Annotated in this window: 21 protein-coding genes; 4 read left to right on the top strand and 17 right to left on the bottom strand. The window is 44.1% G+C overall.

What is annotated here, in order from left to right:
• The first annotated feature begins 362 nt into the window (after positions 1 to 362).
• Positions 363 to 1,805: a pyruvate kinase gene (gene pyk, locus ACZ5ZC_RS22495; RefSeq protein ID WP_005398214.1), complete on the top strand. Its 1,443-nt coding sequence runs from the start codon at positions 363 to 365 to the stop codon at positions 1,803 to 1,805.
• A gap of 121 nt (positions 1,806 to 1,926) precedes the next feature.
• On the opposite strand, the gene ACZ5ZC_RS22490 is transcribed toward pyk, so the two are convergent.
• Positions 1,927 to 3,078, bottom strand: coding sequence for a patatin-like phospholipase family protein (locus tag ACZ5ZC_RS22490; protein WP_005398215.1), 1,152 nt, complete (start codon positions 3,076 to 3,078; stop codon positions 1,927 to 1,929).
• A 44-nt stretch (positions 3,079 to 3,122) separates the two neighbouring features.
• The gene (cydH, locus tag ACZ5ZC_RS22485) at positions 3,123 to 3,215 is read right to left on the bottom strand and encodes a cytochrome bd-I oxidase subunit CydH (RefSeq protein ID WP_005372970.1); all 93 of its coding nucleotides are present in this window, start codon (positions 3,213 to 3,215) and stop codon (positions 3,123 to 3,125) included.
• Between the two features lie 127 nt (positions 3,216 to 3,342).
• Here cydH and ACZ5ZC_RS22480 point away from each other — a divergent pair, with 127 nt between their 5' ends.
• The 3 genes from ACZ5ZC_RS22480 to ACZ5ZC_RS22470 all read left to right on the top strand — a co-directional run bounded on the left by ACZ5ZC_RS22480 (position 3,343) and on the right by ACZ5ZC_RS22470 (position 6,062).
• Positions 3,343 to 3,933 carry an outer membrane beta-barrel protein gene (locus tag ACZ5ZC_RS22480; RefSeq protein ID WP_054867666.1) on the top strand — a complete coding sequence of 197 codons (591 nt, stop codon included), beginning with the start codon at positions 3,343 to 3,345 and terminating at the stop codon, positions 3,931 to 3,933.
• A gap of 570 nt (positions 3,934 to 4,503) precedes the next feature.
• Positions 4,504 to 5,970 (top strand): sodium-dependent transporter, encoded by a 1,467-nt coding sequence (locus tag ACZ5ZC_RS22475; RefSeq protein ID WP_005398219.1) that lies wholly within the window; start codon positions 4,504 to 4,506, stop codon positions 5,968 to 5,970.
• A complete protein-coding gene (locus ACZ5ZC_RS22470; RefSeq protein ID WP_005372963.1) occupies positions 5,967 to 6,062 on the top strand; it encodes a MetS family NSS transporter small subunit in 96 nt (31 codons plus the stop codon). Before ACZ5ZC_RS22475 ends, ACZ5ZC_RS22470 begins: the two co-directional genes overlap by 4 nt.
• A 61-nt stretch (positions 6,063 to 6,123) precedes the next feature.
• Here the strand turns inward: ACZ5ZC_RS22470 and ACZ5ZC_RS22465 are convergent, their stop codons facing one another.
• From ACZ5ZC_RS22465 to yceD, 15 genes are all read right to left on the bottom strand, one after another.
• Positions 6,124 to 6,525, bottom strand: coding sequence for a hypothetical protein (locus ACZ5ZC_RS22465; RefSeq protein ID WP_005396996.1), 402 nt, complete (start codon positions 6,523 to 6,525; stop codon positions 6,124 to 6,126).
• 211 nt (positions 6,526 to 6,736) lie between these two features.
• Positions 6,737 to 8,167, bottom strand: a complete 1,431-nt coding sequence (ptsG, locus tag ACZ5ZC_RS22460) for a PTS glucose transporter subunit IIBC (protein WP_006743155.1) — start codon at positions 8,165 to 8,167, stop codon at positions 6,737 to 6,739.
• A 444-nt stretch (positions 8,168 to 8,611) separates the two neighbouring features.
• Positions 8,612 to 9,379: a TatD family hydrolase gene (locus ACZ5ZC_RS22455; RefSeq protein WP_005396993.1), complete on the bottom strand. Its 768-nt coding sequence runs from the start codon at positions 9,377 to 9,379 to the stop codon at positions 8,612 to 8,614.
• Positions 9,370 to 10,332 carry a DNA polymerase III subunit delta' gene (locus tag ACZ5ZC_RS22450; RefSeq protein ID WP_440871669.1) on the bottom strand — a complete coding sequence of 321 codons (963 nt, stop codon included), beginning with the start codon at positions 10,330 to 10,332 and terminating at the stop codon, positions 9,370 to 9,372. Before ACZ5ZC_RS22450 ends, ACZ5ZC_RS22455 begins: the two co-directional genes overlap by 10 nt.
• Positions 10,333 to 10,359: 27 nt before the next feature.
• On the bottom strand, positions 10,360 to 10,992 hold the full coding sequence (gene tmk / locus ACZ5ZC_RS22445) for a dTMP kinase (protein WP_054867665.1): 633 nt from the start codon (positions 10,990 to 10,992) through the stop codon (positions 10,360 to 10,362).
• Positions 10,989 to 12,005: an endolytic transglycosylase MltG gene (gene mltG, locus ACZ5ZC_RS22440; protein WP_046874424.1), complete on the bottom strand. Its 1,017-nt coding sequence runs from the start codon at positions 12,003 to 12,005 to the stop codon at positions 10,989 to 10,991. The genes tmk and mltG overlap by 4 nt, the downstream gene beginning before the upstream one ends.
• Entirely contained in the window at positions 12,002 to 12,817 is an 816-nt protein-coding gene (gene pabC / locus ACZ5ZC_RS22435) for an aminodeoxychorismate lyase (RefSeq protein ID WP_464932302.1), read from the bottom strand. The genes mltG and pabC overlap by 4 nt, the downstream gene beginning before the upstream one ends.
• Positions 12,818 to 12,924: 107 nt before the next feature.
• Entirely contained in the window at positions 12,925 to 14,175 is a 1,251-nt protein-coding gene (gene fabF, locus ACZ5ZC_RS22430; RefSeq protein WP_005396984.1) for a beta-ketoacyl-ACP synthase II, read from the bottom strand.
• A 93-nt stretch (positions 14,176 to 14,268) separates the two neighbouring features.
• Positions 14,269 to 14,502: an acyl carrier protein gene (gene acpP, locus ACZ5ZC_RS22425; protein WP_004406112.1), complete on the bottom strand. Its 234-nt coding sequence runs from the start codon at positions 14,500 to 14,502 to the stop codon at positions 14,269 to 14,271.
• A 246-nt stretch (positions 14,503 to 14,748) separates the two neighbouring features.
• A complete protein-coding gene (gene fabG, locus ACZ5ZC_RS22420) occupies positions 14,749 to 15,483 on the bottom strand; it encodes a 3-oxoacyl-ACP reductase FabG (protein WP_031780596.1) in 735 nt (244 codons plus the stop codon).
• Between the two features lie 46 nt (positions 15,484 to 15,529).
• Positions 15,530 to 16,453, bottom strand: coding sequence for an ACP S-malonyltransferase (fabD, locus tag ACZ5ZC_RS22415; RefSeq protein ID WP_012841591.1), 924 nt, complete (start codon positions 16,451 to 16,453; stop codon positions 15,530 to 15,532).
• Between the two features lie 75 nt (positions 16,454 to 16,528).
• On the bottom strand, positions 16,529 to 17,479 hold the full coding sequence (locus tag ACZ5ZC_RS22410; protein WP_005396980.1) for a beta-ketoacyl-ACP synthase III: 951 nt from the start codon (positions 17,477 to 17,479) through the stop codon (positions 16,529 to 16,531).
• Positions 17,480 to 17,484: 5 nt separating this feature from the next.
• A complete protein-coding gene (plsX, locus tag ACZ5ZC_RS22405; protein WP_012841590.1) occupies positions 17,485 to 18,510 on the bottom strand; it encodes a phosphate acyltransferase PlsX in 1,026 nt (341 codons plus the stop codon).
• A 10-nt stretch (positions 18,511 to 18,520) separates the two neighbouring features.
• Entirely contained in the window at positions 18,521 to 18,691 is a 171-nt protein-coding gene (gene rpmF, locus ACZ5ZC_RS22400) for a 50S ribosomal protein L32 (protein ID WP_005396978.1), read from the bottom strand.
• A 59-nt stretch (positions 18,692 to 18,750) separates the two neighbouring features.
• Positions 18,751 to 19,275, bottom strand: coding sequence for a 23S rRNA accumulation protein YceD (yceD, locus tag ACZ5ZC_RS22395; RefSeq protein ID WP_005396977.1), 525 nt, complete (start codon positions 19,273 to 19,275; stop codon positions 18,751 to 18,753).
• Between the last annotated feature and the right edge of the window lie 130 nt (positions 19,276 to 19,405).

Raw genomic sequence — 19,405 nt, 5'->3', positions numbered from 1 at the left:
ATTGTGAAGTGAATTAATAAATCCCCGTGACAAGCATCACGTATAAACCTGTTTGTTTGTGTATTCAATCAAATAACGAAGAATCTACTCCTGTTAAATTGTTTGAAAAATAACTTATTTTTATTCACTAAATTATGAAGCAACTCCTGTTACAACAGCGCATTCTCTCCAATAGAGGCTGAAGCCTATGGAATATCTGTCTGTTTTACCGGGATTACTCTTAATGTAAACATTCTGTGCATATACTTATACTCAAGCAGCTTTAAGGTGTGGGCTCAGCAACGAGGCAGACCTTGAGAGCGATTGAGGAAAGTAAGGATAGAGTTCAAGTTACCTTTACACATACATTCATCGGAGAATCTATGACTTCCAAACTAAGACGAACAAAAATTGTCACCACGCTTGGTCCTTCAACGGATAAGGACAATGTACTTGAGGAGATCATCAAAGCCGGTGCAAACGTTGTCCGTATGAATTTCTCACATGGAACCAGTGAAGACCACATTCAACGCGCCAAAAAAGTCCGTACTATTGCGGCAAAGCTTGGGCGTCAAGTTGCTATCCTCGGCGACTTGCAAGGCCCTAAAATCCGCGTATCGACCTTTAAAGACGGCCAAGTCATGTTAAATGTGGGCGATAAATTCACATTAGACAGTGATTTACCAAAAGGTGAAGGCAACCAAGAGTCCGTAGGGCTAGATTATAAAGAACTGCCGCAAGATGTGTCACCAAACGACATTCTGTTACTCGATGATGGACGCGTTCAACTGCAAGTCACCAGCGTCGAAGGCAATAAAGTTCATACCCGTGTGATTGTTGGTGGTCCACTATCTAATAATAAAGGGATCAACAAAAAAGGCGGCGGATTGTCAGCCGATGCGCTCACAGAGAAAGATAAAGCCGACATTCTTACCGCCGCAGAAATTCAAGTGGACTACCTTGCTATTTCGTTCCCGCGTAACGGCGAAGACATGCATTACGCTCGACGCCTAGCCAGAGATGCAGGCCTCGAAGCCATGTTGGTGGCTAAAGTCGAACGAGCAGAAACCGTCGCGACTAATGAGTCTATTGACGATATTATTCTCGCATCCGATGTGGTGATGGTTGCGCGTGGCGATCTGGGTGTAGAAATCGGCGATCCTGAACTTATTGGCGTCCAGAAAAAACTGATTCGCCGCGCACGCAGTTTAAACCGCATCGTAATTACTGCGACACAAATGATGGAGTCCATGATTACTAGCCCGATGCCGACGCGTGCTGAAGTGATGGACGTGGCCAATGCGGTTCTAGACGGCACTGACGCCGTGATGCTGTCTGGAGAGACCGCAGCAGGTAAATACCCTGTAGAAACGGTCAAATCCATGGCCGAGGTATGTGTGGGCGCAGAAAAGATGTCTGAGGCAAGCCTATCCACTTATCGCTTAGATCGCACCTTCGAAACCGCTGAAGAAACCATCGCAATGGCAACCATGTACTCTGCGAATCACATGGAAGGAATTAAAGCGATGATCTCGTTAACAGAGTCCGGCAGGACTGCGTTGATGATGTCTCGCTTAAGCTCTGGCTTACCAATATTTGCCTTATCACGTAATGAATCAACGCTCAATCGAGCTGCACTATACCGAGGCGTGACACCGGTATATTTCGAGTCAAAAAGTGATGCAGGTTTACCGACAGCTCAAGCTGCGATTGCCAGCCTTAAAGAACAAGGGTTCTTGCACAAGGGTGATTTAGTCATGATCACTCAAGGCGATGTAATGGATGTCGTTGGTTCAACCAACTGCATGAGAATTCTGCAAGCATAACCTTTATACCTAACCCTATTAACCACAGAGATTAGGTACGCACACGAATGAGGCTCCGAAAACGGAGCCTCATTTATTTACACTTCACTTTGTATTTAGCTTATGTCGTTAATACAAAAGGTTATGCACTCTCTCTGCCATCAATTTCAATATTCAGTTGGTCATAGAGTTGAACCAGATTAAACCCCGCCTGAAGTCCGAGTTGATAATCATGCTCTAGTGATTCTTGGTCACTTAACAAAGAAGAAGAACGAAGCCCCTCTTTAGGCGCGATTTGTAAAATGAAAGTATCGTCAGGTGGAGCAGATATAAAGGCCTGAGTGAGCTCAAATGTTTGATAGTGAATCATCAGCATGTCGGCTAAACCTGAGTCAAAATTCTCACCGATTAAATGGCTTAAACGATACAAATTATCAGCACCGAACAACCAACGGCCTCCATTCAATAGCATTTTTCCGGCAAGCTTCGATTGATGGGCGGCATTAATTTTTTGTTGGAAGAACGAAGCCCAATCCAACTTCCATCGATTCACTTTTTGCTGCCATGATTGCTGCACCGAATTAATAGACTCTCGATACCACTCGACAGGCACATCCCCTACTTCACTTTGCGCTCTCGCTTCAATCTCCGAGAACGGTTCTGTTCGGATGACAATAATGTTGCGAGCATTCTGACGCCACGCTTCTTGAACAGGGATAGAAGCCGACACTCCACCATCAACAAACTTATTGCCATTAACGTCGACAGGTCCGTGGTACAACTTAGGAATCGCGCATGTTGCTAACATGGTGTTAAACCACGTGTCACCCAAGATTGGTAAATATTGATCCGATAGCGTCTCTACATTTGTTACCGCTGCAAACGCACCTCGTCCTCCTAGTGCACTGCGGCCTAAATCAAGATCAAGCTTGTAAGGGAAATCTTGAATCCGCTCTAACGCCCACTCTAAACCCAAGTACTGCTGCTTTCGAATATAACGAAACAGATTAAAAAACTCAGGAGACGTTGTCAGTTCGGTAATAAAAGCTTTGCCCATACCGTGTTGACGACATAAGTAAGAGCATAAATTAAGTGCCCCAGCAGAGGTACCGTAGAATTCATCGAAAGGATCAAAGTTGGAAAGTAAAAATGCGTCTAATACGCCAGCGGTAAAAATCCCTCTCTGCCCGCCACCTTGCGTGACTAAAGCAGTTTTTCCATGCCTGAAATGCTCATAAACTTTGACATCAAGCTCAGTGTGGCTTTCTGTGATTATACCGCTGTTACGTATCATAGGCTCACGCCATTTTGTTAAAACGTTTGGTAAAAGTAGTTATCTTAAGCCGTTGTAATCGCAATGATACCAAACGACAAAAGTACTGCAAAAACAGTCACCACGATGATTAATGCGGATTTTAGATCGTGTTCCATAAACACCTCCTTAATATGTAACAAATTAATAACACCAGTGTGAAATATGTTCAAGATTTGCTTAATTTAGTCGCGCAATTTTGACTAACCCATCACAATTAGCTTAGTCATAATAAGGAGATAGGACATGAACCAAAAACTCAGCTGGCTGATAGGAAGCATACTGCTCAGCACCGCGGTAAGTGCACAAGCCAATATTATCGTTACTCCATTCATAGGCTATACAGGTGGCGGTCAAGTAGAAGACGAAGGTGGCAATACATACGACCTCGATCCCGCAGTGAACTACGCACTTTCAATCGAGACGCCTTTTGAGAAAGGAAGAATTGGATTATTTTACTCCAACCAATCAACAGAACTTGAAAAGTTATCAAATTCGGCAGATATCCATTACCTGCAATTTCAAAGCAGCATGTACTACCCTGTTGCAGAAAACTGGCAAACCTATATTGGTGTTGGCTTGGGAGCCTCTTACACCGATGTTGATTGGGTAGACAAAAAATACGGATTTTCGGCGAGCGCTTTTGCAGGGCTGGAATATGAGTTTTCAAAGAACTTTGCGTTAACAGCCCAATTAAGATGGTTGGGAACGGTCGTTGATAACGATACCTCTGGAGCCTGCACCCTACCTAATGACGGCTCAAACTGCATCATTAAGTTCGATACCGATTGGATGAACCAATTCCAATCAAATATTGGTTTTAGTTTCCGTTTCTAATTTTTTGTACACTTCACTTCGTAGGACTCGCCACAAAGAGTGCTGGGCGAGTCCTACACAAAGCAGATAGAAAATATCATCTAAACATCATCGCTTAGAAAAGTAACGAAGCATTCTCTAGCGGGGTGCGCAAAAGATAGCCGTACACCCTAGTTCATCAAAATAGTTTTAAACACCAAGTCGATTATTGGATTCTAGTCATTTGTTCCATACAACCAACCAATCCCCCACACAAAACCATAATCAAACTCAAATTTAACAAGATTAAAACCAGACAACGCACCTGAGTTAACATTTAGATTCTATTGCGCTAAGTATTATTAGAAGTTAGTCTGATTAGTGAAAACAGATAAATATTTCAGTTTTATCAAACACACATCAAAACTTTAAGATTAATAATCTACTTTCTCTCACAGTAACCAGAATATAGCTCTATAAAATTATAATAAGCTAGAATTAAGGATAGAAAAGCTGATGGATAACAGCGGTCCTTTCTTCCAACGGTTTGCGCAAATATTACTGTGTTACGGAGAGAGCTTCATTCCTCAGGGAGTCGTATAGGAGTCAAATATGAAGCGAGAACAATGGGGATCCCGAGCGGGATTCATCTTAGCAGCAGTCGGGTCTGCTATCGGTTTGGGAAACATTTGGCGTTTTCCATACATGGCCTATGAAAACGGTGGCGGCGCATTTTTTATTCCTTACATTTTCGCCATGATCACGGCCGGTATTCCATTTATGATCCTTGAGTTCAGTATGGGACAAAAGTACCGAGGCTCAGCACCAAAAACGCTAGCGAAAATTCATTCTAAATTTGAATGGCTTGGCTGGTTCCAAGTTGGTGTTGCAGCAGTTATCGCCGTTTACTATGTTGCAGTTATCGGTTGGTCAATTTCTTACTTTGGGTTGTCGTTCACTCAAGGTTGGGGAACCGATACAAACGCATTTTTCTTTAGTGAGTACCTAAAGTTAGGTGATAACTCACCAACAGACTTAGGCAGTATTCAATGGAAAATTGCCTTATCTATGGTGATTGCTTGGGCTATTACTTACACCGCCATTGCCAAAGGCGTGAAATCAGGGATTGAGCGCGCATCTAAAATCATGATGCCAATACTATTTTTGATGGTGATTTTTTTAATCGGACGTATGGTTTTCTTGCCAGGAGCTTTGGATGGCGTTAACTACATGTTTGAACCCGATTTCAGCAAAATTTGGGATGTGAAAGTATGGGCAGCTGCGTACGGTCAGATCTTCTTTACCCTAAGCATCGGCTTCGCGATCATGCTGGCTTACTCTAGTTATCTGCCAGAAAAGTCAGACATCACGAATAACGCGTTTATGACCGTGTTGATCAACTGTGGCTTCTCCATCCTAGCTGGTATTATGATCTTCTCTGTCTTGGGTTACATGGCTCAAGAACAAGGTAAACCGCTAACAGAAGTGGTATCTGCAGGCGTTGGCCTTGCTTTTGTTACTTTACCTGCGGCAATTAACTTATTACCCGCACCATATATTCTTGGTCCTCTGTTCTTCTTTGCACTGGTGGTTGCTGGTCTAAGTTCGCACATTTCTATCATGGAAGCCGTAACATCCGCCATCATCGATAAGCTAAAGTGGAGCCGAAAAAAAGCTGCAAACGTTGTAATCGGAACTGGTTTTGTGGTTTCTATGGCGTTCGCAACAAATGGCGGTCTATTGCTGCTAGACCTAGTAGACCACTTCGCAAACAACGTTGGCATTATGGTAGGCGGCTTGGTTGAGATTGTATTGATGGCGTGGCTATTGAAACGCGTGCCTGAAGTACGTAATTACGTAAATGAGCGCTCTGATTTCTCTATTGGTCAATGGTTTGAGATCTGTTTACGCTTCGTAACACCGATTATGCTCGCCATTATCTTAGCGACTAAGCTTTATGCTTTATTTACTGAAGGCTACGGTGGTTATGATCTAACTGTAGGCTGGGCACTTATCGCCGCACTATTTATCTTTGGTCTAGTGATTAACGCAGTGAATCGCAAGGAGACAGCGAAATGACAATCAGCGCAATTATTATGATGGTTATTGGTTTAGGTATCACTTGGGGCGGCGCAGCCGTTTGTATCAAGCGAGCCATGGATAAACAATAGCAGTATTGCATTCCAAACAAAAAACGCCGGTATTTACCGGCGTTTTTATGTTTCTTTTATTCTAGAAACTGTATTTGATGCCAACGGCACCACCAAGTTGTAAGTCAGCACCTTTGTAAAGATCTAGCTCTGGGTGTATTTGACCATAAAGATCCCAGCCGCGTGATAAATCCCAGTTCACACCGAGAGGCACACGCACGCCAAACTCATCATCCCATTCATACCAACCACCAACGCCAACATACCAAGTCACAGGCATGTTTTGATCGAATGTTCCACGTTTAGCGATGTAATCAAACGCCATACCATCGTTACCTATAATGCCGCGATACTTATTATCTAACTCAACAACAACACTCAACTGTTGATCGACAGCCATACCAACAGACAAGTTCGTTGGCTCATTTGCCGCCATTGCGGTACTAGAAACTAGTCCTGCTAATAAAATTAATTTGCTCTTCATACACGTTATCAATTATTAAAAAAACATCATGCGCTATTCAAACATAGTGGTGTTTCAATATGTCAACGATGAGTAAGCGCGATGTATGAAAAGACTGGCAAAAGTAAAGATGAGTTTAGGATCACACTCAGAAAGCACTTTTAGCAATGAGAGAGGAACTAAAAAAGGAGGCCGAAGCCTCCTTATTATTCATTGTTATGAATGACGGTGATTAGCCGTGGTTACGGATCCACTCATCCATTTCAGTTTTTAGGTTGTCAGACTTAGTACCGAAGATAGCCTGAACACCACCTGCAACAACTACAACACCAGCAGCGCCAAGTTGTTTCAGTTTGTCTTGGTCAACAGCTGCTGTATCTGCAACCGCTACACGTAGGCGAGTGATACATGCGTCTAGACCAGTAATGTTAGCTTTACCACCGAACGCTGCAACCAGTTCACCACCCATGTCAGAGCCAGAAGTTGCTGCCGCACTTTCTGTTTCATCTTCACGACCAGGAGTTTTTAGGTCAAGTGCTGTGATTACGCCACGGAACACTACGTAGTAAATCACTGCGTATACTAGACCAACAGCAATCATTAGACCCATCTTCTGAGCGTTACCAGATAGAACTAGGAAGTCGATCAGACCGTGAGAGAAAGAAGTACCGTGTACAAAGCCTAGAGTGTTAGAAACAATGTATGCAGAACCAGCTAGTAGAGCGTGGATACCGTATAGTAGTGGAGCAACGAATAGGAATGAGAATTCGATAGGCTCAGTAATACCAGTTAGGAATGAAGTCAGTGCAGCTGACGCCATGATACCCATTACTTTTGCGCGGTTTTCTGGTTTAGCACAGTGAGCAATTGCGATTGCTGCAGCTGGTAGACCAAACATCTTGAACATGTAACCACCCGCTAGCTGACCGAAGCCATTGCCAGCAGCACGAGATGCTTCATCAGCAACTAGGTAACAAGTTAGTACGCCGTTTTGAGCTTCACCAGCAGCGTTAACACAAGAACCTGCTTCGAAGAAGAAAGGTACGTTCCATACGTGGTGTAGGCCGAATGGGATTAGAGAACGCTCTACAACACCGTAGATACCGAATGCTAGTTGTGGGTTTTGGTGCGCAGCCCAATCAGAGAATGCAGAGATTGCACCGCCAATTGGTGGCCAAATTACAGAAAGGATAACACCAAGGATGATCGCTGCAAAACCAGTGATGATAGGCACTGCACGCTTACCAGCGAAGAAGCCAAGATACTCTGGAAGTTGAATTTTGAAGAAACGGTTGAATGCCCAAGCAGCCACACCACCGACAAGGATACCACCTAGTACACCTGTATCGATTTTCTCAACACCCATAACACCCGCCATTACACCTAGCGTTGCCGTCATGATGCCGTAACCAACGATTGCTGCAAGACCAGCAACACCGTCGTTATTAGTGAAGCCTAGAGCTACACCTACTGCAAATAGAAGTGCCATTTGGCCGAATACTGAACCACCAGCTTGTTCCATAAGATTAGAAACGATCTCTGGAATAAAGCTTAGATGGGCAGCACCCACACCTAATAAAATACCTGCAACTGGTAAAACTGATACTGGAAGCATCAGCGCCTTACCAACTTTTTGCAGGTTAGCAAAAAGGTTCTTAAACATGTTTATGCTCCTGATAAATTTATAAGTATTATTTGGGCACTAACGGCACACCCCCGTAGCCTAAAGGTTAGCACCCAATGAAAATGTAACCACAACTGCATTATATTTTCCGGCTCTAAATATATATTGATGACCCTCAAACTTTCCACACAGTTACGAAATTTAGTTTCAAAACAAGTCTTGGATCACACCCAAAAACAGCTGATGAAAAGGTTTGCATTTCAGTTATATTACTGTTTTATAAAGAGTTTATTATTTATATAATTAATTTTAAGGCGTAAATAAAATACGCCCCAATGTTATTTTTAGTAACAAAATTACATTTGTGATTTTTGAATGTTATTAAATCAACATTTTTAGTAAACATTAAACTCATGAGTATATCTGTTGTTTTTATCAACAAAAAAGGAGCATACGCTCCTTTTTTATGCTCTTATTGATTTTTCATCGCAAAAAAAGATTTCGGAAATTTTCGGTGGTTTTTTGTGCCACTTCAGAAAGAGAGCACGATTTGAGTTGCGCAATATAAGAGGCCACCTCGACAACATAAGCAGGTTGATTCTCTTTACCTCGGTGAGGGACTGGAGCCAAGTAAGGAGAATCTGTCTCAATGAGAAGCTTCTCTAGAGGTAGAGTCTTCACCACTTCTTTCAACTCTGTAGCTTGACGGAAAGTGACAATCCCCGAGATAGAAATATAAAACCCCAGCTCAAGTGCAGCTTCAGCAAATGGAAGATCTTCTGTAAAACAGTGGATAACACCACCACATTTCTCCGCCCCACCCTTACGCAAAATATCTAGAGTATCCGCACGTGCGTTTCTGGTATGGATAATTAAAGGTTTGTTAAGCTCCACCGCAAGATCAACGTGTTGCTCAAAACGCTCTTTCTGTAACGCTGCCGTTTCTGGCTTATAATGATAATCCAAGCCTGTTTCACCAATGGCAACGACTTTTTCATTCGATGCGTGGTGACGTAGCACGTCCATCGAAAAGTCGCTTTCAACATCAAGTGGGTGTACACCGCACGAAGCATAAACATTCTCATAAGGCTCAATCATTTCCATCATTTTAGGGAAAGAATCCAGCGTAACTCCCACAGAAAGCAGCTCGGTTACCTTTGCTTGTTTAGCTTTGTTAATAACGTCTTCCACATTGATGTGGAGATCGTCGTAATTCAATTTGTCTAAATGACAATGAGAATCTACGAACATAATGCCTCTCGTGATTCAATTAACCAGTTCATTGATAGTAGCTCAAGGTTTAGACCAGGAAAGGCTTGCACCTGAGCTTTGAGGTCCATCAGCGCCTTCGCTGATGAGTACAAACCGTTGTAGTTGTTCGGCTGAAACTGTATAGCGCCAGGAAGCATTTGTGCTTCTGATACACCAAACTGCGCTTTCTGAGCGTCTGTCAGTAAATACCACGCCCAGTCTAGTGATTGCTCCGAGTGTTTAGCCATTAAAGAAGCACACTCAGAAATGTCTGAGGCAGGAGAAGACATCGCCTTAATAAAAGTGCGCTCAAAAGCCAAGTAAGCATCGAGATCGCCATTATTTAACGCATCCAATGTTTTTATAGGAGAGCCCATATTCAGTTTTAAGGCGTAAGCAGGAACTTGCTGCGCCCCTTGTTCGCGCATCCATTGCATCGCTTGTTCCGTTGACGGCGGCGCAACAACCCAGTGTTGGCAACGGCTACGAATCGTTGGAAGCAGGCGCTCCTGATTGTGGGTAACGAGCAAAAACAAGCACTTTGCCCCAGGCTCTTCTAGCGTTTTTAACAATGCATTCGATGCCGATTCATTCATAGAGTCCGCTGGCTCTATAACAAATAGGCGATAACCATTAAGCTGTGATGATTCCTGAGCAAGACGGTTGCAAGCTCGAACTTGGTCCACCGTTATCGCTTTTCCTTCTTTTTCTGGTTTGATCCAGTGTAAATCTGGGTGGTTGTGTGATTGATTTAATTGACAGCTATGACAAAAACCGCACGCTTCACTGGCGTAATTTTGGCAAAGAAGTGCTTGGCTAAAAAACTCGATAAGTTTTTCGATGCCTAAGCCTTGCTCGCTTTGCAATAAAAGCGCACCTGGTATTCTGTCCGACTCTAGCCCTACTTTGAGGTTATCCCATACTGGCTGCAACCATGGATAATCATTTAACATGAGTCACCTAAATTTAAGTTTCACTTATTATTGACGAGCTAACCACTCGTTAAGAGCGTCCCGAATATCACGCGACACGTCTTCGATCGCCTGCTCAGCGTTAATGATAATGACAGAAGGATCAGCATGAGCAATCTCCAAATAACGCTCTCGTGTACGTTCAAAGAAGCTGATATCCATCTTCTCGATACGATCGAGCTCACCACGCCCACGCGCACGCTCAAGCCCAACGCGAGGGTCGATATCCATATAGAGAGTGAAAGCAGGTTTAAAATCACCAAGCGTTGTGTCTCGAAGGTTTTTCATTAGCGACGCGTCAATCTGACGGCCACCACCTTGATAAGCCTGCGACGACATATCGTGGCGGTCACCCACCACCCACTGACCGTTCGCCAAAGCTGGTTTGATCACGTTCTCAACCAACTGGACACGTGCAGCATATAGAAGAAGCAACTCCGTCATGTCTTTAAGTTCTTCGCCTTCATGCTCTTCTTTCACCAGAGCGCGCATCTTTTCTGCTAGCGGCGTGCCTCCTGGCTCACGAGTATTTACGATATTTTCAATACCTGCCGCTTTTAGCGTATCTAAAACGGTTTTAATCGCAGTGCTTTTACCCGCGCCTTCTAGGCCTTCAACGACAATAAAGTTTGCTTTCATCATTTGTTCTTTCTTAGTTCTCTTAAATAGGCTCGAACAGCACGATTGTGCTCTGCAAGGGATTTCGAAAATACGTGTCCGCCCTTTCCACTTGCTACGAAATATAAATAGTTGCTGCTTTCTGGATTCAAAGCCGCTTCAATAGAGGCTTCACCTGCCATCGCGATTGGGGTTGGAGGTAAGCCATTGATGGTATAGGTGTTATATGGTGTCGGCGTGCGCAAATCTTTCTTACGAATATTTCCGTCATAAGCATCACCCATACCATAAATAACCGTCGGATCCGTTTGTAAACGCATGCGTTTGTTCAATCGGTTGATAAACACAGAAGCGACGCGCTCACGCTCAGAGTCAATGGCCGTCTCTTTCTCGATGATAGACGCCAGAATCAAGGCTTCATATTTGTCTTGCAATGGCAGCTTTCCTTGACGAGCTTCCCAGTTAGCATCCAGAATCTTATTGAGTTTTCGATGCGCTCGTTTTAATAACTGGCTTTCACTTGCACCCGCCGTGTAATGGTACGTTTCTGCTAAAAACAGTCCTTCAAGCTTTTCTCGCTCTATACCCAACTTTGCTGCCATGTCTTTTTCTGATAGATCGGTTAAGTCATGCTCTAAATAAGGAGCACTTTTCAATTGCTCTACCCACTCAGAAAAGCGGCTGCCTTCAACAAAAGTGATCGCAAACTGGTATTCTTTTCCGGTATTCAGGTGCTCCAATGCTTGCGAAAGCGACATACCAGGCTCTAGTTGATAAGTACCCGCTCGCACTTGCAACAGTTCTGGATATAAGTGAGGTATTAAACGGATGTACTCCGATGTTTCAATTACCTCATCTTCAACTAAGGCGCGCATGACATGATGAAAGCTTGTACCACTTTCTACAGTAAACAGCTGAGGTTGTTCCAATAGAATAGGCTTTTCAACGTATTGTTTAGCCTGTGAAATTATATAAAAAACAGCTGCTGCGCCTATCACTGCGATCAGCACAACAAAAGCCAACAGTTTTTTAATCACGTAGTTAAATTCCCTTGCAGTCGTTGAGTCAATTTTCCTATCGGAAATATAGTCTTAGAGTTAGATGCCACTATGCTGCGAATTGGTGCGACACCTAATATTGAGTTACACATGAAAGCTTCGTCTGCGCTCAGCAAATCTGGAAGTATAAAACGTCCCTCGATGACTTCAATATGACTTACTTTTAGTAACTCAAGCACCTTACGACGCATTACGCCCGCAACGCCAGATAAGGTCAGTTCCGGTGTAAATACTTTATTACCTTTAACCCAAAAAAGGTTGGCCATTGTAGTTTCAATGACATGGTTTTGCACATTTAACGTTATTGCATCTGCAAACTCGGTATCGTCGATTTCAGCCTTGGCGAGAATCTGCTCTAAACGGTTGTTGTGCTTGTGTCCAGCAAGTAAAGGTTGGATCCCGAGACGAGTCTCACAAACGCCCAAATCCACGCCTTTTTCTTGCCAAGAAGAGTAATGAGAAGGAAACGCAAAATTGGAGATCGTCACGATAGGGCCTTCAGTCCCATTAGGACTATACCCTCGCCCACCAATACCACGGCTAACGTGAATTTTCACCCCCGCTTGTGCGTCAGATAAAGCCGCTTTGCTTGCCCAATCATGCACAACTTGCCAGTCAGGGGAAGAGATCTTCAATGCGTCAAGGCAGGACCTCATACGCTCAATGTGTTCTTGCCAGTAAACCAACTCTCCGTTTTGGGTCAGGATGGTGGTAAAACCTCCATCGCCGTATTGGAATGAGCGATCACCCAGTTCTACATGCGTTTGTGGAACTCCATTTACCCAAAACATTCGCGTACCTTCAAATTAGCAGACAACAAATAAAACAAAACGGCTCAATGCTAAGCATCGAGCCGTTAGAATACAAGTTTCGCTTATCTAAATAAGGTTAGATAGTGTTACTCAGCGAACTTTTTGAAGATCAAGGAACCGTTTGTACCACCAAAGCCAAACGAGTTACAGATAGCGTATTCCATACCTTCAACTTTGCGCGCAGTGTGCGGCACAAGGTCGATGTCTAGACCTTCTTCTGGATCATCAAGGTTAATCGTTGGTGGAACGATTTGGTCAACCAAAGACATAACCGTGATAATTGCTTCAACAGAGCCTGCTGCACCTAATAGGTGACCAGTCATAGACTTAGTTGATGATACAAGTACTTGCTTCGCACCTTCTTCACCAAGAGCACGTTTCACGCCCTTGATTTCTGCAACGTCGCCAGCAGGAGTAGATGTACCGTGAGCATTCACATAACCTACTTGGGTGCCTGTGATGTTCGCGTCACGCATTGCCGCTTCCATCGCAAGTGCACCACCAGAGCCATCTTCGCTTGGAGAAGTCATGTGGTAAGCATCACCAGACATACCAAAACCAACCAGTTCTGCATAAATCTTCGCGCCACGTGCTTTCGCGTGTTCGTACTCTTCAAGCACCATCATGCCAGCACCATCGCCTAGAACAAAGCCATCACGGCCTTTATCCCATGGACGAGACGCTTTTTGAGGTTCATCATTACGAGTAGATAGCGCTTTAGCTGCACCGAAGCCAGCCATGCCAAGAGGCGTAGACGCTTTTTCTGCGCCACCAGCAACCATCGCATCTGCATCGCCGTACGCAATCATTCGTGCAGCATGACCGATGTTATGTAGGCCAGTAGTACATGCTGTAGAAATCGCGATATTTGGACCACGAAGACCACGCATGATAGATAGGTTACCTGCAACCATATTTACGATGGTCGAAGGAACAAAAAATGGGCTAACTTTGCGAGGGCCTTTTTCTACTAATGCAGTGTGACCTGTTTCGATCAGATCTAGACCGCCAATGCCTGAGCCGATAGCAACACCAACTCGAGCCGCATTTTCTTCGGTAATTTGTAAGCCAGAGTTATCAAGAGCTTGAATACCCGCTGCAATGCCGTACTGGATGAAAAGATCCATCTTACGAGCATCTTTTTTAGACATGTACTCTGTGCAATCGAAATCTTTAACAAGACCTGCAAAACGAGTTGAGAAGTTCGTAGCATCAAAGTGCTCGATATTCACGATACCACTTTGACCTTCTAGCAGGGCTTTCCAAGATGATTCTACTGTGTTGCCTACCGGTGACAACATACCCATGCCAGTGACAACTACACGACGCTTGGACACGATATAATTCTCCGGGAATTGAATATTTCTATGAGAGGATAGAAGAAGTTAGAAAGAACACAGGCGGTCTAGGAGACCGCCTGGGAGAGCTAATTACTGAGCGCTGTTTACGTAGTCGATTGCAGCTTGAACAGTAGTGATCTTCTCAGCTTCTTCGTCAGGAATCTCAGTGTCGAATTCCTCTTCTAGAGCCATAACTAGTTCTACAGTGTCTAGAGAATCAGCACCTAGATCGTCAACGAAAGAAGCTTCGTTTTTAACTTCTGCTTCGTCTACACCTAGCTGTTCAACAATGATTTTCTTTACGCGTTCTTCGATGTTGCTCATTTTTCTTTTCCTTTACAGATTTCGCCTAATGCGATGATTCCGTAGTTTATTCGAACTATTGAAAGTTGCAAGGGGGTCCTTGCTGGTCAAACCACAAAATTAGCGAATTTAACCGAATTTCAATACATTTTTGACTTAAATCATGCACAAATCTTGCGCATAAGCATGACAAGTTCATGACAGTTAACTGCAACTATAGGCTATTTTTCACAATGTAAAATAGCTTATTTTGCACAAACTGTCTCATTAAACCATGTACATGCCACCATTTACATGCAAAGTTTCACCAGTAATGTACGCTGCTTCAGGAGAAGCAAGGAAAACTACTGCTGATGCAATTTCACGTGGGTCACCTAAACGACCAGCTGGCACGTTCGACAACGTTGCCGCACGTTGCTCATCATTTAGTGCCTTCGTCATGTCAGTTTCGATGAAACCAGGGGCAACAGTGTTCACTGTTACACCACGAGACGCAACTTCACGAGCCATTGATTTAGTAAAACCAATCACGCCCGCTTTCGCTGCTGCGTAGTTAGTTTGACCTGCGTTACCCATGGTACCAACAACAGAGCCTACGTTGATGATACGACCCGCACGTTTTTTCATCATACCGCGTAAAACCGCTTTAGACATGCGGTAGATAGGCGTTAGGTTGGTATCGATGATGTCGTTCCACTCATCATCTTTCATACGCATCAATAGGTTATCACGAGTAATACCAGCGTTATTCACCAGAATATCGATCACACCAAATTCTTCGTTGATCGTTTTTAGTGTCGCTTCGATAGACTCGACATCAGTCACGTTAAGAGCTAGGCCTTTACCGTTATCACCAAGATACTCGCTGATAGCTGCAGCGCCACTTTCAGAAGTAGCCGTACCGATAACCGTCGCACCGCGCTCTACAAGAAGTTCCGCGATCGCGCGGCCAATACCACGGCTTGCGCCGGTAACTAGCGCGATCTTACCTTCTAGATTCATCATGTTGTGTTTCCTTTTCTTATCGCAAGTTTTATCGCTTGATGGATTACTTCGCCGCGTCTAGCGACGCAACATCATTCACTGCTGCTGCAGTTAGCGTTTTCACGATACGTTTTGTTAGACCTGTTAAAACCTTACCAGGACCAAGCTCAAGAAGCTGTTCTACCCCTTGCTCGTGCATAAGCTCGACTGTTTCAGTCCAGCGAACTGGGCTATGTAGCTGACGAACAAGCGCATCTTTGATTTTTGCAGGATCTGTTTCAGCGACCACATCAACGTTGTTGATAACTGGAAGCTGTGGTGAGTTAAATTCGATAGACTCAAGAGCTACTGCAAGTTTTTCCGCTGCTGGCTTCATAAGCGCACAGTGTGATGGCACTGAAACAGGAAGAGGAAGCGCACGTTTCGCACCAGCTTCTTTACATAGTGCTCCCGCACGCTCTACTGCATCTTTGCTACCCGCGATAACTACCTGACCAGGCGAGTTAAAGTTTACTGGAGAGACCACTTCACCTTGCGCTGCGTCTTCACACGCTTTTGCAATCGCATCATCAGCCAAACCGATAATCGCGTACATAGCGCCAGTACCTGCTGGTACCGCCTCTTGCATTAGCTTACCGCGTAATTCAACCAGCTTGATTGCTTCTTTAAAGTCAATCACACCCGCACATACAAGTGCTGAATACTCACCTAAGCTGTGACCGGCTAGGTTTGCTGGTTGCTCTAAACCGAGCTCCTGCCATACACGCCAGATTGCAACAGATGAAGCTAGCAAAGCTGGTTGAGTGCGGAAAGTCTCGTTTAAATCTTCTGCAGGTCCATTTTGAACAAGCGCCCATAGATCGTAACCTAGTGCGTCAGATGCTTCTGCAAATGTTTGTTTTACTACGTCATATTGTTCGCCTAGTTCTGCAAGCATACCTACAGCTTGAGAACCTTGACCTGGAAATACGATAGCAAACTTGCTCATGTTGTTTTCCTTTAAGCAAAGTAAAAAGAAATAAGATGCAACAAGTGCACCTTAAATTTTGAATTCTCGTGAAACTTAGAACTTCACCAGAGCAGAGCCCCAAGTGAAACCGCCACCAAACGCCTCTAGCAATAAAGTCTGCCCGCGTTTAATGCGACCATCGCGCACAGCTTCATCCAGCGCAGACGGTACTGTCGCCGCAGAAGTGTTCCCGTGTCGGTCTAATGTCACTACGACTTGGTCTAAAGACATTGAAAGCTTTTTCGCTGTTGCCGAAATAATTCGATAGTTCGCTTGATGCGGTACTAGCCAGTCTAGTTCAGACTTATGCATGTTGTTGGCTTCAAGCGTATCTTTAACGAGTTTAGACAGTTGAGTTACCGCAACTTTGAATACTTCGTTACCTGCCATATGAAGCCATTTGTCAGCATCTTGACCACGCTCAGGTACAGGTAGGCTTAGTAGCTCACCGAATTGACCATCCGAGTATATGTGGGTAGAAATAATACCTGGCTCTTGGCTAGCGCCTACGACAACGGCTCCAGCACCATCACCAAATAGGATAATGGTTGAACGGTCTGTCGGATCACACGTTTTAGACAAAGCATCTGAACCAATAACAAGTACGTTTTTACACATACCCGATTTAATATGTTGGTCTGCAACGGATAATGCGTACACAAAACCAGAACAAGCAGCGGCTAAGTCAAAAGCTGGACAACCTTTAATGCCAAGCTTTGCCTGCACCTGACACGCAGATGAAGGGAAAGTATGGCTACTGCTCGTTGTGGCTACGATAATCAGGTCGATATCGTTTTTATCAATACCCGCCATATCGATAGCGTTTTCAGCTGCGTAGAATGCCATGTCCGCTACAGTCTCATTTTCTGCAGCAATTCGACGCTCTTTAATACCCGTGCGAGCAACGATCCACTCATCACTTGTATCTACCATTTTCTCTAGATCTGCGTTTGTACGCACCTGAGATGGCAGGTAGCTGCCAGTACCTAAAATTTTGCTATACATGAAGACTAATAATGCCTCTCGAGTAAAACCGCTTCCAAACGATCGCTAATACGGCTTGGTACTTGTCGTTTGACCTCGTGTACTGCCTCGCCAAGTGCATTGACAATCGCAGATACATCCGCACTTCCATGGCTTTTTATGACAATGCCGCGCAATCCTAGCAAACTTGCGCCGTTATACTGGTCGGGGTTCAGTGTTTTTAGTTCATTAAATAGCCGAGAAAACAACTTTCTAGCAATCCAACCCTTTATCGTTGACGCCATCATACTGGTTTTAATTTTTTCGATAAAAAGTTGAGCTGTTCCCTCACTGGCTTTTAAGCATACGTTGCCGACAAACCCATCACATACAATGACGTCTGCAACATCATGCAAAATTTGATTACCTTCAATATAACCAACAAAGTTAATCGCGTCGGTCTGAGAAAGCATTTCTGCGCAACGTTTGACTAAATCGTTACCTTTAATCTCTTCTGCGCCAATATTGAGTACAGCAACGCGAGGAGGACAACCTAAGTGTTCTTCTGCTAATGCACTGCCCATTACAGCAAATTGGAACAAACTATCAGCATCGCACGATACATTCGCACCTAGATCTAGCATCCAAGTACGCTTTCCAGTAATTGTCGGTAAAGCTGAAACTAAAGCAGGACGTTCAATACCAGGAAGTAACTTAAGAATGAAACGCGATAGTGCCATTAATGCACCGGTGTTGCCACCACTAACACAAGCATCCGCCTTCTGCTCAGAAACCAAATCGATAGCCATACGCATGGAACTATTTTGGCTATTACGTAGTGCCAATGAAGGTTTTTCTGAGTTCGAGATAACTTTCTCACTATGAAGAATAGTCAAGCGGGAACTGGTCGAGGTACCGAGTTGAGATAATTGAGACGTGATCAGAGATTGATCACCTATAAGAATCACTTTTAGCTCTGGGAAATGAGACAGTGCCTGCACGGCGGCAGGCACTGTTACGCGTGGACCGAAATCCCCGCCCATTGCATCAAGTGCAACGGTAATACTTTGCAAAGGTTCAACCTTACTTGTTGATAACCTTTTGACCACGGTAGTAACCTTCAGCAGTTACGTTGTGGCGTAGGTGAGTTTCACCAGAAGTCGCGTCTACAGATAGAGCAGCTGTAGTTAGCGCATCGTGTGAACGACGCATACCGCGCTTAGAACGAGTTTTACGGTTTTTCTGTACGGCCATTGACCCTACTCCTATACTATTGGGTTAAAAACCTGAAGAAGAATCGGTTACCACACCTATTACTTTTTCAGACTTTTCAAAACGTCGAATGGATTCGGTTTTTCTTCCTCAATTTCTTCAGGAATCTCACCAAAAACCATGTTATTTGAATCAACGCTACAATCCGCTTCATCGTGCATCGCAATTTGAGGTAATGCTAAGATGAACTCGTCTTCAACCAGTTGTATAAGGTCTAATTCACCATATTCATTTAGATCTACCAAATCATAAATTTCTGGTGCTTCCTGTTCCGTTTTCTCACCGTAGTAAGGAGTAGAAAGGAATTCAACTTCGCACTCATGTGCGAATACCTCATTACAACGCTGACACTCTAAATCGACTTCGATGTTAGCTTTACCAGAGATAACAACGAGTCGCTGTTCATCCATCCCAAATGACAATGAGACTTCTGCGTCGCGTTTTACGCCTTCAGTTGTTTCCGCTAAGCGCTTGAAAAGACTAGCTTGGATGATGCCATCGTAATCCAATCGTTTCTGTGCAGCTTTTGCTGGGTCAACCGTTCGCGGTATTTTTACCTTTTGCATAGGGCGCGAATATTATCTTCCAAATCAAAATTAGTCAAAGAAAAAGGCAAAAAAGTTGTACTTTTTTACGCTTAACATACAGAGCATTAGCCAGAATCATTTTTGATCGATTATCCTATCGGAAATGCTC

The organism is Vibrio sp. JCM 18905 (assembly GCF_055393305.1).
The sequence above is the reverse complement of the archived record's forward strand: the minus strand, read 5'-3'. Positions and strand labels throughout refer to the sequence as shown.